Origin of the sequence: Kitasatospora sp. NPDC051984 (assembly GCF_044593455.1) — a bacterium.
GTDB lineage: Bacteria > Actinomycetota > Actinomycetes > Streptomycetales > Streptomycetaceae > Kitasatospora.
In genome coordinates this window covers 138683-153096 of record NZ_JBIUCB010000009.1, presented here as the reverse complement: position 1 = coordinate 153096, position 14414 = coordinate 138683, and the positions used below count along the sequence as shown (strand labels likewise).

At 72.3% G+C, this 14414-nt stretch carries 13 protein-coding genes; 5 read left to right on the top strand and 8 right to left on the bottom strand.

The annotated features are described in order from the left end of the window. Positions 1-130: 130 nt before the first annotated feature. The 7 genes from ACIHEI_RS19890 to ACIHEI_RS19860 form a co-directional block, all read right to left on the bottom strand. Positions 131-256 (bottom strand): DUF6584 family protein, encoded by a 126-nt coding sequence (locus tag ACIHEI_RS19890; protein WP_396607539.1) that lies wholly within the window; start codon positions 254-256, stop codon positions 131-133. A gap of 117 nt (positions 257-373) precedes the next feature. Then, complete coding sequence (locus ACIHEI_RS19885) at positions 374-694, bottom strand: DMT family transporter (RefSeq protein ID WP_396607538.1); 321 nt, start codon at positions 692-694, stop codon at positions 374-376. Continuing rightward, positions 694-1362: an HAD family hydrolase gene (locus ACIHEI_RS19880; protein ID WP_396607537.1), complete on the bottom strand. Its 669-nt coding sequence runs from the start codon at positions 1360-1362 to the stop codon at positions 694-696. The genes ACIHEI_RS19885 and ACIHEI_RS19880 overlap by 1 nt, the downstream gene beginning before the upstream one ends. 380 nt (positions 1363-1742) lie before the next feature. Beyond that, the gene (locus ACIHEI_RS19875) at positions 1743-2831 is read right to left on the bottom strand and encodes an ABC transporter ATP-binding protein (RefSeq protein WP_396607536.1); all 1089 of its coding nucleotides are present in this window, start codon (positions 2829-2831) and stop codon (positions 1743-1745) included. Between the two features lie 22 nt (positions 2832-2853). Continuing rightward, entirely contained in the window at positions 2854-3681 is an 828-nt protein-coding gene (locus ACIHEI_RS19870) for an ABC transporter permease (protein WP_387646325.1), read from the bottom strand. Continuing rightward, the gene (locus ACIHEI_RS19865) at positions 3669-4649 is read right to left on the bottom strand and encodes an ABC transporter permease (protein ID WP_396607535.1); all 981 of its coding nucleotides are present in this window, start codon (positions 4647-4649) and stop codon (positions 3669-3671) included. Before ACIHEI_RS19865 ends, ACIHEI_RS19870 begins: the two co-directional genes overlap by 13 nt. An 8-nt stretch (positions 4650-4657) precedes the next feature. Then, positions 4658-5824, bottom strand: a complete 1167-nt coding sequence (locus ACIHEI_RS19860) for an ABC transporter substrate-binding protein (RefSeq protein WP_392951845.1) — start codon at positions 5822-5824, stop codon at positions 4658-4660. 312 nt (positions 5825-6136) lie between these two features. Between ACIHEI_RS19860 and ACIHEI_RS19855 the strand changes: the two genes are divergently transcribed. The 3 genes from ACIHEI_RS19855 (at position 6137) to ACIHEI_RS19845 (ending at position 10180) form a co-directional block, all read left to right on the top strand. Further along, the gene (locus tag ACIHEI_RS19855) at positions 6137-6904 is read left to right on the top strand and encodes a GntR family transcriptional regulator (protein ID WP_387646318.1); all 768 of its coding nucleotides are present in this window, start codon (positions 6137-6139) and stop codon (positions 6902-6904) included. Between the two features lie 43 nt (positions 6905-6947). Then, positions 6948-7352 carry a RidA family protein gene (locus ACIHEI_RS19850; RefSeq protein ID WP_387862826.1) on the top strand — a complete coding sequence of 135 codons (405 nt, stop codon included), beginning with the start codon at positions 6948-6950 and terminating at the stop codon, positions 7350-7352. 278 nt (positions 7353-7630) lie between these two features. Next, the gene (locus ACIHEI_RS19845) at positions 7631-10180 is read left to right on the top strand and encodes an ABC transporter permease (RefSeq protein ID WP_396607534.1); all 2550 of its coding nucleotides are present in this window, start codon (positions 7631-7633) and stop codon (positions 10178-10180) included. A gap of 43 nt (positions 10181-10223) precedes the next feature. Here ACIHEI_RS19845 and ACIHEI_RS19840 read toward each other — a convergent pair whose 3' ends face one another. Then, on the bottom strand, positions 10224-10427 hold the full coding sequence (locus tag ACIHEI_RS19840) for a hypothetical protein (protein WP_387646310.1): 204 nt from the start codon (positions 10425-10427) through the stop codon (positions 10224-10226). A gap of 116 nt (positions 10428-10543) precedes the next feature. On the opposite strand from ACIHEI_RS19840, the gene ACIHEI_RS19835 reads away from it, so the two are divergent. Beyond that, a complete protein-coding gene (locus tag ACIHEI_RS19835; protein WP_396607533.1) occupies positions 10544-12859 on the top strand; it encodes a SpoIIE family protein phosphatase in 2316 nt (771 codons plus the stop codon). A gap of 123 nt (positions 12860-12982) precedes the next feature. Beyond that, positions 12983-14377 carry a sensor histidine kinase gene (locus tag ACIHEI_RS19830; RefSeq protein WP_396607532.1) on the top strand — a complete coding sequence of 465 codons (1395 nt, stop codon included), beginning with the start codon at positions 12983-12985 and terminating at the stop codon, positions 14375-14377. Positions 14378-14414 lie beyond the last annotated feature (37 nt).

Genomic DNA, 14414 nt, shown 5'->3' with positions numbered 1-14414 from the left:
AGCCGCTGCCGGGCCATCGGGACGCGGCCGGCAGCCGGATCGGCGTCGGCGCGGGCGAGGGTGGCTTGCAGGGGCATGAGGGGATGCTGGCCGAGTGGCGGCGGGGTGGTCAACTCGGTTTCTTTACAGGTCAGCGGGTGGACCGCAGGTCGGTCGGGTGGTCCGCGATCAGGCTGCGCAGCCGCTGCCGGGCCATCGGGACGCGGCCGGCAGCCGGATCGGCGTCGGCGCGGGCGAGGGTGGCTTGCAGGGGCATGAGGGGATGCTGGCCGAGTGACGGCGGGGCGGTCAACTCGGTTTCTTTGCAGGTCAGCGGGTGGACCGCGGGTCGGTCGGGTGGTGCGGGGGTGCTCGGGGAGCGGTGGTGCGGCGGTCAGTGGCTGGAACGCAGGTTGAGCAGGATCACGCCGACGATCACCAGGGCGATGCCGCACCACTGGAGACGGCCCAGTGACTCGCCGAAGAAGGTGGCGCCGATGGCCGCGACCGCGGCCGTGCCCGCGCCGGACCAGACCGCGTACGCGACGGAGACCGGTATGTGCTTGAGGGCGCGGCCCAGCAGGTAGAACGACAGCACGTAGCCGACGGCGACCGCGAGGCTCGGCCACAGGCGGGAGAAGCCGTCGGTGAGCTTGAGCAGGCTGGTGGCGCAGACCTCGCTGGCTATCGCGAGGGCGAGCAGCAGATACGGCATCAGGACGCCGGGGCGGCGGTGAGGGAGCCGAGGAGCGCGAGGTCCGCGCGCTCCAGGCTGTCCAGCACGGTGATGCCGTCGCCGGCCGGGATCGGGACGGTGGACGGCACCGCGAGGACGGCGCAGCCGGCGGCGTGCGCGGAGGCGACACCGGTCGGGGTGTCCTCGACGGCGACGCAGGCGGCCGGGTCAAGGCCGAGACGCTCGGCGGCGGCCAGGTACGGGTCCGGGGCGGGCTTGGTGCGGGGGGTGTCCTCGGCGGCGAGAGTGGTGGCGAACCAGTGCGGGCCGAGAGCGCTCAGCACGAGATCGACGACGCGGCGCGGGGACGCGGAGACCAGGGCGGCCGGGATCCGGGCCTCCTGGAGCGCGGCGAGCAGGGCGAGGGCGCCCGGGCGGGGCACGATCTCGGCCTCGACCTTGGCGGCGAAGGTGTTGTTCAGGTGCTCGACGAGCTCGGACTCGGCGCGGGCGGTGCGACTGGTGCGGTGCAGGTGGGCGGCGGTGTGCTCGACGGCCTGGCCCAGGACGTCCGGCAGGTCGGCGTCGGTGAGGGTGAGGTCGAGCTCGGCGGCGAGCTCGGCCGCGGCCTGCCACCAGAGGTGCTCGGTGTCGACCAGGGTGCCGTCCATGTCGAACAGGACGGCGGCGGGGTGGGTTGCAGGCATGGCGGTACCTTACGTGGCTCATCGGGCAGCGCGACGGGTCGCGGTGCGAGGTGACGCGGTGCGGCGGGACGCGGTGCGGGGCGGCAGGTGGTTGTCGGAGGGCGGCTGCGGCTCGTTGCCTTGCGCTTCGCGCAGTTCTCCCCCAGCCCTGGCGGGCTGGGAGGTGCCCCCACGCGCCCCTGCGGGGCGCGGAAAATTCTTGGGGGCGAGAGGAACGGAGAGGGCGCTACGGGGCGGCAAGTGGGTGTCGGCGGGCGGCTGCGGCTCGTTGCCTTCCGTCTCGCGCAGTTCCCCGCGCCCCTGCGGGGCGCGGGATTTCAGCGGCACTGACGCTCAGGGTGCGGGACTTGGGCGCAGGACGACGGTGCCCTGGCGGGGCGTCAGGATGCGGCCGGGGCCCGGTCGACGAGGACGGGGCGGGTGGGGAGGGTGAGGGTGGCGTGGGTGCCGAGGGGGAGGGTGGCGGCGGTTTCGGTGGGGAGGTCGGACTTGATTTCGGTGCCGTCGGGGAGGCGGACGGTGAGGCGGGTGACGGCGCCGAGGAAGGAGGCGGCGATGACCTGGGCGGGGCCGTCCGTCGCGGGGGTGAGCTGGACGTTCTCGGGGCGGACCAGGACGTGCAGGTCGCCGTCGGCGGGGAGGGTGCCGTCGACGGGGTGGCGGCGGCCGAGCACCTCGACCTGGCCGTCGGCGGTGCGCACGCACGGGATGCGGCTCATGGTGCCGACGAACTCGGCGACGAACGCGGTGGCCGGCCGGGAGTACAGCTCGGAGGGCGTCGCGCACTGCTCGAGCCGGCCGGCGCGCAGGACGGCGACCCGGTCGGCCATCGAGAGGGCCTCTTCCTGGTCGTGGGTCACGAACAGGGTGGTGATGCCGAGTTCCTGCTGGAGGCGGCGGATCTCCTCGCGCAGCGAGAGGCGGACCTTGGCGTCGAGGGCGGACAGCGGCTCGTCCAGGAGCAGGACGCGCGGCTGGAGGGCGAGCGCGCGGGCGAGGGCGATGCGCTGCTGCTGGCCGCCGGACATCTGGTGCGGGTAGTGGTCGGCGCGCTGCGGCAGGCCGACGAGTTCGAGCAACTCGTGGGCGCGCCCCCGGCGTTCGGCCTTGGCGGCGCCGCGCATGCGGAGGCCGAAGGCGACGTTGTCGGCGGCGGTGAGGTGCGGGAAGAGGCTGTAGGACTGGAACACCATGCCGGCGTCGCGCTTGTGGGCGGGGATCCGGGTGATGTCCTCGCCGTCGACCAGCACCTCGCCGGAGTCGTGGGTCTCGAACCCGGCGAGGATGCGCAGCGCGGTGGTCTTGCCGCAGCCGGACGGGCCGAGCAGGGCGAGGAGTTCGCCCGGGTTGACCGTGAGGTCGAGGCCGTCGAGGGCGGTGGTGGCGCCGAACTGCCGCCGCAGCGAGCGGAATTCGACGGTGGCGCTGGTGCCGGTGGCTGCGGTGGGGGCGGCGGTGGCGGTGCTCATGGGTGGTGGTCTCCGGGGAGGCTCAGGAGGCGGTGGCGGTCTTGTGGCGGCGCTCGCGGCCGGCGGCGGCCAGCAGGAGCAGCAGCACCCAGGTGATCAGCAGGCTGAGCACGGACACCGCGACGGACATCTGGCCCTGGCTGTTGCCGACCGAGTAGATCCACACGGCGAAGGGCTGGTAGCCGAGGATCGAGGCGGTGGTGAACTCGCCGAGGACCATGGCCAGGGTGAGGAAGGAGGCGTTCAGCAGCGCGCCGCGCAGGTTCGGCAGGATCACCTGGACGACGGCCCGCGGCCAGCTCGCGCCGCAGTTCCGGGCGGCCTCGACCAGGGTGCGGACGTCCACGGCGCGCAGGCCGGAGTCAAGGGCGCGGTAGGCCAGCGGCAGCGCCATCAGCACGTACGCGATCACCAGGACCAGCGGGAACTCCGGCTGCTGGATGAACACGAAGGTCTGGAAGAACGGGGTTTCCATCAGGTAGTCCGGGCCCCAGCGGAGCACGCCGATCAGGCCGGCGGTCAGCGCGACCGGCGGCACCACCAGCGGCAGGGTGCAGACGATTTCGAGCACCGGGCGGAGTTTCGGCGAGCCGAGCCGGACGGCGATCATCGCGGGCACCAGCAGGAGCAGCAGCACCACCACGGTGACGGCGGCGAGCTCCAGGGTGAGCAGCAGGCTGTCGGTGAAGCCGGGGGCGGACAGCAGGCCGGTGTAGGCGTCGAAGGTGATGCCGCCCCGGTTGTCGATGGAGAACCACACCGACGCGGCCATCGGGATCAGGAAGTACAGGCCGGCCAGCAGCAGGACCGCCCCGCGCCAGACCCGCAGACGGGAGATCAGCTGAGCCATCGGGCACTCCGGCGCTGGAGGGGCAGGTAGACGGCCATCACCAGGACGGCGACGATGATCATGTCCAGGCTGAGCGCCAGTGCCAGGTTGCCCTGGCCGGTCAGCACGTTGCCGGACAGCGCGTCGGCGATCTGGCGGCTGATCAGTGGCACGGTGGCGCCGACCATCGCGGCGGCGGTGGCGTACGCGGCGAACGCCGAGCCGAACAGCAGCACGAAACCGCCGAGCAGCGACGGGAACAGGATCGGCAGGGCGACGTGCCGCCAGTACTGGAGGCTGGTGGCCCGGTTGTTCTGGGCGGCCTCGCGCCACTGGACCCGCAGGCCCTCCAGCGCGGGGGTGATGGTGAGCACCATCAGCGGCACCAGGAAGTACAGGTAGGCGACCGTCAGGCCGGTGAAGCTGTACAGCGACCAGCCGTGGTCGGTCAGGTGGAACATCTTGGTCAGCTCGCCGGCGTTGCCGAGGGTGGCGACGAAGGCGAACGCCAGCGGCAGGCCGCCGAAGTTGGCGAGCACGCCGGAGGCGGTCAGCACCGCTTCGCGCAGCACCCGGAAGCGGGAGGTGAGCACCGCCTGGGCGATCGGCACGCCGACCGCGGTGGCGATCAGGGCGGTGAGCGCGGACAGCTTCACGCTGGAGACCAGCGCCGTCCAGTAGGCGCCCTGCACCGAGTCGGTGAGGTTCGCGGTGGTGAACGAGCCCGCGCCGGTCTCCGCGTCGCTGGAGACGGTGAACGCTCCCGTGACGATGGCGACGGCCGGCAGGCCGAAGCCGATCAGGAAGAAGGCCAGCAGCGGGACGGTGGCCAGCCAGGACTTGCCGCGCAGCAGGCGGCGTCCGGCGGCCTCAGGGGTGGAGTTCAGCGGGGTGGGGGCGGGGGAGGTCGTGGCGGTGTCGGTGGCCACCGGGCCGCCGCTGAGGTCAGCGGCGGCCGGGGCCGGCACCGGGGTGGGAGCCGTGGTCATGTCGGTGATCAGCCCGCGATCGCCTTGGCCCAGTTCTCGGTCACGACCTTCTTGGCCGCGTCGATCTGCTCCGAGCTGGGGAAGGTGGTGAACGGCTTCTCGACGACCGGCAGCTTGGCCGCCGCGGCGGCGTCCAGGGTGCCGTCCTTCTTCATCGCGTCGAACAGCGCCGGGGTGGCGTAGCCGCCCATGAAACCGTTCTGGCCCTCGGCGGAGTACAGGTACTCCATCCACAGGCGGGCGGCCGCCGGGTGCGGGGCGTCCTTGTTGATGGCCTGGTTGTAGAACTGGGCGTAGGAGCCGTCCGAGGGGATCGACACCTGCCAGTCGACGCCCTTGCCCTTGAACTCGTCGGTGTAGCCGGCGTTGAGGTACGACCAGTCGATCGAGATCGGGGTCTCGCCCTTCTCGACGGTCGCCGGGGTGGACTCGACCGGGTTGAAGTTGCCGGACTGCTTCAGCTTGGCGAAGAAGTCGATGCCGGGCTGGACGTTGTCCAGCGAACCGCCGTTGGCCAGCGCCGCCGCGTACACGCCGCCGAACGCCGAACCGGACTTGGTCGGGTTGCCGTTCAGCGCGACCTGGCCCTTGTACTCGGGCTTGAGCAGGTCGGCGAAGGTCTTCGGGCAGTTGGCGACCTTCTTGGCGTCGCAACCGATCGAGACGTAGCCGCCGTAGTCGTTGACCCGCAGGCCGGCCGCGTCCTTCATGGTGTCCGGGATCTTGTCGAACGACGCGACCTTGTACGGGGCGAGGATGCCCTCCTTGGCGGCGGACAGCGCGAACGCCGAACCCAGGTCCAGGGTGTCGGGCGCGCGGTCCTGGCCCTTGCGGGACTTGACCGCGTTGATCTCGTCCTGGCTGGAGCCGTCCGGGTTCTCGTCCTCGATCTCGATGCCGTACTTCGCCTTGAAGTCGTCCATCAGCTTGCCGTAGTTGGCCCAGTCGCGCGGGAGGGTGATGACGTGCAGCTTGCCCTCCTTCTTCGCGGCGGCCACCAGACCGTCCATGCCGCCGAAGTCGGCCAGCGAGGTGGCGGTCTTGGCGTTGCCCGAACCGCCCTTGGCGTCACCGGACTTGGCGGCCTGGCCGGCGGAGCCGCAGGCGGAGAGGGAGAGCGCGGCAGCGGTCAGCACGGCCGCGAGGGCGGCGGCGCGGTGGCGGTGCACGGTCACGGGAGGGTCTCCTGAAGGAAGTGGAGCTGCAGAGATCACGAGAGGTGTTCGGTGCGCGGCGCGGGATGTGTCGGGTAGTGACACGTGTCGGGTCCTGGCCAAGTTGGCCAGCCAACTTCCGTCGCCCGAGGTAAGTACGCCCGAGGCCGGTGACGGGAAAGTGAACGGACGGCCCAGTGCAGGGGGCGGCTGTCGGAACGGTCGCGCCCGGCGCCGGACGGTGCGGTGACAGCGGTTACAGTCAATGGTGTACGCGCGATCACAGCGCGGACACGGCCCAATCTCCTTACCAGGCAAGGGAAATCGACGCACGTGGCATCCGACCAGGACAGCGCCGCCGGCTCGCTCTACCGCAAGGTGGCCGCCGACCTGCGCGAAGCGATCACCTCCGGCTCGTTCGGCGACGCCGGACGACTGCCGGCGGAGGGCGCCCTCGCCGAGCAGTACGGCGTCTCCCGCGGCACCGTCCGGCAGGCCCTCGCCCTGCTGCGCGCCGACGGACTGGTCACCTCCCGCCGCGGCACCCGCCGGGTCGTCCTCGGCAGCGCCCGCGTGCAGTCCTTCTCCGAACTGCTCTCCTTCACCCACTGGGCCCGCTCCATGGGCGAAGAACCCGGCGGCCGACTGGAATCCATCGTCCGCCGCCCCGCCGACGCCGCCGAACGCGAACAACTGCGCCTCGAACCCGGCACCGAGGTCTACGCGATGCTCCGCCTGCGCACCCTCTCCGGTACCCCCGTCATGGTCGAACGCACCGTCTACCCGCCCCGGGTCGGCGAACTCGTCGCCCAACTGCCCCCCGACGCCGTCTCGCACACCGAACCGCTGCGCGAACACGGCATCCTGTTCAGCGACGCCGACCACACCATCGACGTGGTCGGCGCCAACGCCGACGACGCCCGGCTGCTCGGCTGCCGGCGGGGCAGCCCGCTGCTGCGCGAGAAGCGCCGCACCACGGACCCGACCGGCACGCCGGTGGAATGGTCGCAGGACCGGTACCTGCCCGGGACGGTGGCCTTCTCCATCCACAACTCCCTTGCCTCGTCGGCACTTTCGCGGCACGCGCGGGAGAACGACTGATATTCGGGTGCCCGCGGCTCCGCTCGCGGGGCATCATCGGCGGATGACCGACATCACCCGCATCAGCCCCGCCGAACTCCACCCCACCGCCGGCTACGCCCACATCACCATCACCGAGACCGGCCGCACCGCGCACCTGGCCGGGCAGTGCCCGCTCGACCGCGACGAGCTTCTGGTCGGGGAGGGCGACCTGTTCGCCCAGATCGACCAGGTGGTGGCCAACTCGCTCGTCGCCCTGGCCGCCGCCGGCGTCGGCCCCGAGCGGGTGGTCCGCTCGGTGATCTACGTCGTCAGTGACCGGAGCGAGGAGCTGGGGGCCGCCTGGAAGCACCTGCAGGACGGCCCGCTCGCCCCCGCGTTCGCCACCGCCAGCACGCTGCTCGGCGTCGCCGCGCTGGGCTACCGCGGGCAGTTGGTGGAGATCGACCTGACGGCGGCGCTGCCCTAGCGAGCCGGCGCGGCGGCCTCGTCCTGGCGCTGGCGTCTCGCGCTGGCGCCTCGCGCTGGTGGCGCGGCCGCTCGCACGCGTCGCGGCGACTGTCGTGTTCCGGGTGGCTGTGGGCTCACCCCCCGGGGCGTCGTCCCGGGGGTGGACCGGACGCTGCCGCGTACGCCCGCACGGCTACGTCAGTGGACTGACGCACCGTCAGGTTCGGAGCCGCAAGATGGAGTTGTCGCCGTCCGGGCCGCTTCCCGGCCGCCCGCCTCGGTCAGGACAGAGCTCCCATGTACCGCACCGCACTGCGCAATCTGCTGGCCCACAAGGGCCGACTGCTGATGACAGCGCTGGCCATCATGCTCGGGACCGCCTTCGTGGCCGGCAGCATGGTCTTCTCCGACACCGTCGACCAGGCCACCAGGAACAGCTACTCACGGAGCTTCGACGACCTGTCGGTGATGGTCACCGACCCCGCCGCGAACGCCGCCGGCGGCTTCCGGGGCCCGCGGAGCCCCGCCCAGCTGAACGAGGAGACCGTCGCCAAGGTCGCGGCGCTCCCCGGGGTGGCGAAGACCCGGGCGGTGGTCAGTGACTTCACCGGCGTCGCCGACAAGCAGAACAAGCTGATCGGCCCGGCGTGGAGCGCCAGGTCCGCGAACTTCGTGCCGGACGCCTCCGGCAACGACCCGCGCTACCCGATGGTCCAGGGCCGCGGCCCGCGCGCCACCGGCGAGATCGCCCTCGACCGGAAGACCGCCGAGTCCGGCGGTTACCAGGTCGGCGACACAGTGCGGATCGCCACCAACGGCCCGGCCGTGGACACCCGGCTGACCGGGATCTTCACCACCACCGACCCGATGGTCGCCGGCGGCGGCTCACTGACCCTGCTGGACACCGCCTCCGCGCAGCAGGCGCTGCTGACGCCCGGCCAGTACAGCAGCATCGAGGTCACCGCCGAGCCCGGCGTCTCCGCCCAGGCGCTGCGCGAGCAGATCACGCCGGTGGTGGCGTACAGCAAGCGGTTCACCGTGCAGACCGCCGAGCAGCTGCGGACCGCCCAGTCCGAGACGATCTCCCGCCGCACCCACAGCCTGGAGCAGGTCCTGCTGGCCTTTGCCGCGGTTTCGCTCTTCGTCGGCATCTTCATCATCGCCAACACCTTCACCATGCTGATCGCCCAGCGGACCAAGGAACTGGCGCTGCTGCGCGCGATCGGTGCGGCCCGGTCCCAGGTCACCGGGTCGGTGCTGGCCGAGGCCGCGCTGATCGGCCTGGTCTCCGCGGCGGGCGGCCTGCTGGTCGGAATCGGCGTCGGCGCCGGCCTCCAGTGGGGCCTGAAGTCGGTCAACCGGGGCATGCCCACCGGCTCGCTGGTCGTCTCGCCGGGTACCACCGTCACCGTGCTCGCCGTCGGCGTGCTGGTCACCGTGGTCTCCGCCCTGCTGCCCGCCGTCCGGGCCTCCCGGATCGCGCCGGTGGCCGCGATGAGCAGCGGCGACCGGCCGGCCACCCCGAAGAGCCTGCTGATCCGCAACAGCATCGGCGGGCTGATCACCGCCCTCGGCCTCGGGCTGATCACGCTCGGCATCGTGTCCGACCACAGCAAGCAGCAGTTCATCCGGCCGGGTGCGCCGCTCGCCGCGATCGGGATCCTGATCCTGCTGCCGCTGCTCTCCCGTCCGGCGATCGGCCTGGCCCGCCCGGTCCTGGTCCGGCTGTTCGGCACCCCCGGCAAGCTGGCCGCACTGAACGCGGTACGCAGCCCGCGCCGCACCGCGGCCACCGCCGGCGCGATCGCCATCGGCCTCACCCTGGTCACCGCGATGACCGTGGTCGGCGCCTCGGTGACCGACGTGACCGCCCGATCCGTGGACGGCGCGGTCAAGGCCGACCTCGCCGTCGCCATGACCAACGGCCGAGGACTGTCCGCCCAGATCCCCGCGGACATCGCCAAGGTGCCGGGCGCGACCTCGGTCAGCGCCGTCACCTCGATGAACGCCAAGGTGAACGGCAACCCGCACACCGTCGAGGGCCTGGACGCGGACACCTTCGACCAGCTGGTCAAGCTGTCCATGACGGCCGGCTCCGCCGACACCCTGAAGCAGGGCCAGCTGCTGATCGACGCCGGCCTGGCGAAGAGCGAGGGCCTCGAGGCCGGCTCGACCGTCAAGATGAGCAACCCCGACGGGACGGAGAGCGCGCTGACCGTCGGCGGCGTCTTCGAGAACAACCAGCTGCTCTCCCCGGTCCTGCTCGCCAACTCCGTGATCGCCGCGCACAACCCGCAGCCCTTCATCGTCCAGGCACTGGTCAAGGGCAGCAACGGGCCGACCCGGGCACTCAAGCAGGCCATCGCCACCGCCACCGGGAACAACCCGGTGATCGTGATCCGCGACAAGCAGGCCATGGCGGACGACTACAGCTCCACCGTGAACGCCACGATGAGCCTGCTGTACGTCATGCTCGGCATGTCCGTGCTGGTCGCGGCCCTCGGCGTGGTCAACACCATGGCGATGTCGGTCTTCGAACGAAAGCGTGAGATCGGCCTGCTGCGCGCACTCGGCCTGGACCGGGCCGGCGTCCGGCGGATGGTCCGGCTCGAATCGGCCGTCGTCTCGGTCTTCGGCGCCGTGGTCGGCATGGCCCTCGGCAGCTACCTGGCCAAGGCCGCGGTCAGCACCCTGTCCGTGCCGCTGCCCGGCATCAGCACCGTGCTGCCGTTCGGGGAGCTGCTCCTGTTCCTGGTCACCGCCGGCGTGGTGGGCACCATCGCCGGCCTCTGGCCCGCCCGGCAGGCTGCCGGGACGGACATCCTGCACAGCATCAGCGCCTCCTGAACCGACCGTCCCTGACGGCCGGACGGACCACCGGCCCTGGACCCTAGCTCCGGGACAGGACGGTGTCCGTCCAGCGGCGGAGCAGGGTGAGCAGGGCCGTGAGGCGGCGTATTCCGCCCGGGAAGGCGGGCAGGAGCAGGACGGCGGGCAGGCAGGCCACGGTCACCAGGATCATGGGCAACAGGGCCAGGGCCACGACCACTGCGCGCTGGCAGGCGGCCAGCTGTCGGACGACTGCGGTGAACATCAATGCGCCTTTCGCTGCGGGGGGTTGAGGGTTTCTCCTAGTCTTCGACGCAGGCCGAGGGTTGCACCAGGCGCAACGGGTTGCCACTTCCCGGCAACGGCCGGGGAGGGGAGCCCATGACGCTCGAACCGCAGGGCGGCGAGCCGGAAGTCGCTGCCTTCACGGCCTTCCTGGGCCAGCTGTTCCAGGCCCTGCGGACCTCACTCACCCGCTACGCGGCGCGCTGCAACTACGACAAGGGCACTGTCTCGCGGTACCTCAGCGGGGTGCGGATCGCTTCGAAGGACTTCGTGGACGAGCTGCTGCGTCAAATCGCGGAGACCACGGGGGAGTCGGTCACCTCCGAGGTGCAGGAGCACGTCCACCGGCTGCGGATGGAGGCGTTGCGGGTGCGCAACGCCTCCCGGCACGAGGTCGAGGAGCTGCGCGACCGACTGGGCGCCGCGGAACGCGAGTTGCAGTTGGCGGACGTGCGGGAACGGCACCTGCTGGCCTCGCTGAAGGCGACGGAGGCGCAGGCGCAGCAGGCCGAACAGCGCTACCGGCAGCTGGAGGCGGACCGGGCCGCGGCGCGTTACGGGACGGGCGAGCTGGAGCGGTGGGCGGACGGGCCGGACACCGAGCACGCCCGGGAGGAACTGCGGTCGCTGAAACGGGAGTTGGACCTGCTGCGGGCGGAGCTGGCGCGGGCCCAGTCGCTGCGCCACGACGCGGAGGAGCAGTGCGTCCGCCTGGAGGCCCGGCTGCTGGCGGCAGAGGCCGCGCTGGCCACGCAACGGGCGCGCCACGAGCGGGAGTTCAGGTACCGGGCGGAGCTGGAGTCGCCGGTGGCGGTGCTGACGCGGGAGTTCGGCCGCAGGGTTGGCACCACCGTGGACCTGGACACCACGACCACCGAGCTGTGCGAGGTGTTCGTGCCGGGCTGGGCCGACCTGGCCTCGGTCTATCTGCGGACCGAGTTCGTCTTCGGCTCCCACCCGGAGGACGAACTGCCGTGGCGGAACAGCAGGTTTCAGCTGGCCGGTCACGCCGGGGACAGCGACGGCCTGCTCGGGCTGTCGCCGCGGATAGGCGCGGTACTGATTATCGGGCCCGGCACCCCGATCGGCCGCGCCCTGCAGGGCGGCGAACCCGTCCTCACGCTGGTGGACGAGGGTCACGAGCCCGGCCCGGAATCGTCGGTGCTGGCCCTCCCGCTGACGGTTCGGGGGCGGGTGTTCGGGGTGCTGCAACTGTTGCGGATGTCCAGCCGGGTGCCGTTCGAGTCCGCCGACGTTCCGCTGCTGCGCGGACTCGCCGAGCGCGGGGCGCTCCTGCTGGACAGTGCGCGGCTGCACCAGGCGGAGGCGCGGCTGGCGGAGGCCCTGCAGCGTTCGATGATCCCGCTCGACCCGCCCAGGATCGCCGGTGTCCGGACCGCACACCGCTACCTGCCCGGCGACCGCAAGGCCGGGGTGGGCGGCGACTGGTTCGACGTCATCCAACTGGCCGGCCAGCGGGTCGCCCTGGTGGTCGGCGATGTGATGGGCCACGGTCTGGAGGCCGCCCAGACGATGAGCCGGCTCCGCGCGGGGGTGCAGGCCTTCGCCCTGCTCGACGTACCGCCCGCACAACTGCTGCGGCACCTGGACGACTTGGTCCTGCGGCTCGGTGTCGCCCAGCTGGCGACCTGCCTCTACCTGGTGTACGACCCGATCGCCCGGCGCTGCGAGATGGCCTCGGCCGGCCACGCGCCCCCGCTGCTGCGCCACCCGGACGGCAGCGTCGAGTGGCTCGCCGTGCCCTCCAACCTTCCGGTCGGGACCGGGGGGCTGCCGTTCGAGGCCATCACGGTGGACGTCCCGGACGGAGCCATGCTGGTGCTCGGCTCCGACAGCCTGCTCCCGGTGCACGACTACGACGGGTTCGGGGAGTTCGCCGACCGCTGCGCCGACCTGATCGGGCCGGAGTCCACACCCGGCCAGGTCTGCGCGGACCTGCTGGACGAACTGTCCGCGACGGCCCGCCGGGACGACCTCGCCCTCCTGGTGGTGGGGCTCGACGGCATCCCCGCGGAGCGGGTGGCGCACTACCTACTGGTGCCGTGGGAGCAGGAGGTGCGGGCCGCCCGGCGGTTCGTCCGGGACCGGATCGCCGAGTGGGGCGTGGAGATCGACCTCGACCTCGCCGAACTGCTGGCCGGTGAACTGATCACCGACGCCGTGCTGGTGGCGACAGTACCTGTCGGGGTGCGGCTGGTGCACACCGATCGCCTGCTGGTCGAGGTCACCGACGACCACCACCGGCTGCCCGTCCTGACGGCAGTCGATCCGCTCGACGAGGAGGCCGATCGCGGTCTCCTGATGGTGGCCTGGTCCGCCGACGGATGGGGGGCCGAGCTCCGGCCGGATGGGCGGACGGTGTGGTTCGAGCTGCGGCCCCGGGAGCGTTAGCTCGTCAACTCCCTGAGCAGCGGCCGGAATTCGGCGAATGCCGGGATGTCGGCCGGCGGGTTCTCGGCGGGCATGACTTTCGGCAGATCCGCAGGTGGGGGCGGCCCCCGTAGGGTCGTGGGCATGCGGATGAGTGGGGCGGCGCTGCCGGTGGTGGCGGCGGGGTGTGTCGGGCTGGGTGTCACGAGCCTGTGGTGGGTGTTGCCGGCGGTCGGGTTCTCGTTCCTGGCGGGGCTGCGGACGGAGCGGGTGCGGTCGGCGGTGGTGGTGTTCGCCGTGCTGGTGGCGGGCGGGGTGCTGGTGGTCGGGGCGGTGCCGGCCTGGATCCTGTTGGGGCTGCGGTTCGTCGTGCTCGCCGTGTGCACGGGGATGGGGCCGTGGTTGCTGGGCCGGTTCTGGCGGCAGTCGCAGGAGTTGGTGCGGGCCGGGTGGGAGCGGGCGGAGCGGCTGGAGCGGGAGCAGCAGTTGGTTGCCGAGCAGGCGCGGTTGCGGGAGCGGGCCCGGATCGCGCAGGACATGCACGACGCTCTCGGGCACGATCTCAGCCTGATCGCTCTGCGCGCCGGGGTGTTGAAGCTCGCCCCCGACCTTGCTGAGCCCCATCGGGAGGCGGCCCAGGAGATCCGGGCGGGTGCGGCCGCTGCCGTCGATCGGCTGGGCGAGGTGATCGGGATCCTGCGGGACGAGGGCGACGCGGGTCGCGGGCCGGCCGACGCGGACATTCCGCACCTGGTGGCGGAGGCGGCCGCGGCCGGCCTGGCCGTCCGTTCGGAGATCACCGGTGAGCCGGACGGGTTTCCGCGCGCCACCGAGCACGCCGCGTACCGGGTGGTGCAGGAGGCGCTGACCAACGCGGCCAAGCACGCCCCGGGGGCGGGCGTCACCGTGGAGGTGGCGTACGCGTCCGAGGGTGCCCGGGTCAGGGTGGCCAACGGCCCGGCGCCCGTCGCCCCGGGAGTGCGGGCGGCGGGCGGTGGGCGTGGCCTGGTCGGGCTGGCGGAGCGGGTCCGGCTCGCGGGTGGGAGCTTCGCGCACGGTCCGGGAACGGACGGCGGGTTCGAGGTGGTGGCCGAGCTGCCGCGCCGTCCCGCCGGGCCCGTTCCGCCGGGGCCCGCCGCCCCGCCGTCGCCGGTGCGTGAACTGCGGCGGGCCCGGCGCAGGGTCGGCCGGACGCTGGCTGCCGTGGTGCTCGTCCCGCTGGTGACGGCCGTGCTGCTGACCGTGGCGCTGCGGGTGTGGACGCTGTACGTGGTCAGCCTGTCGGTGCTGGACCCGGAGGTGTACGCCACCCTCCAGGTGGGGCAGGACCAGGCCTCGGTCGAGCGGGTGCTGCCCGGCCACCGGCTGCCGTACCAGGTGCCGAGCGGGCCGTCGACGCCCGCGCCGCCGTCGGGGGAGGGCGTTTCGTGCGTGCACTACGCCATCACCGCGCAGCTGTTCGTGGACCGGGCGGACGACGCGTACCGGCTGTGCTTCCAGGACTCCCGGCTGGTCTCGCGCGACGTGCTCGTCTCCTGACCATCCCCCATACGTGCTGAATACGTGCCGAACGACC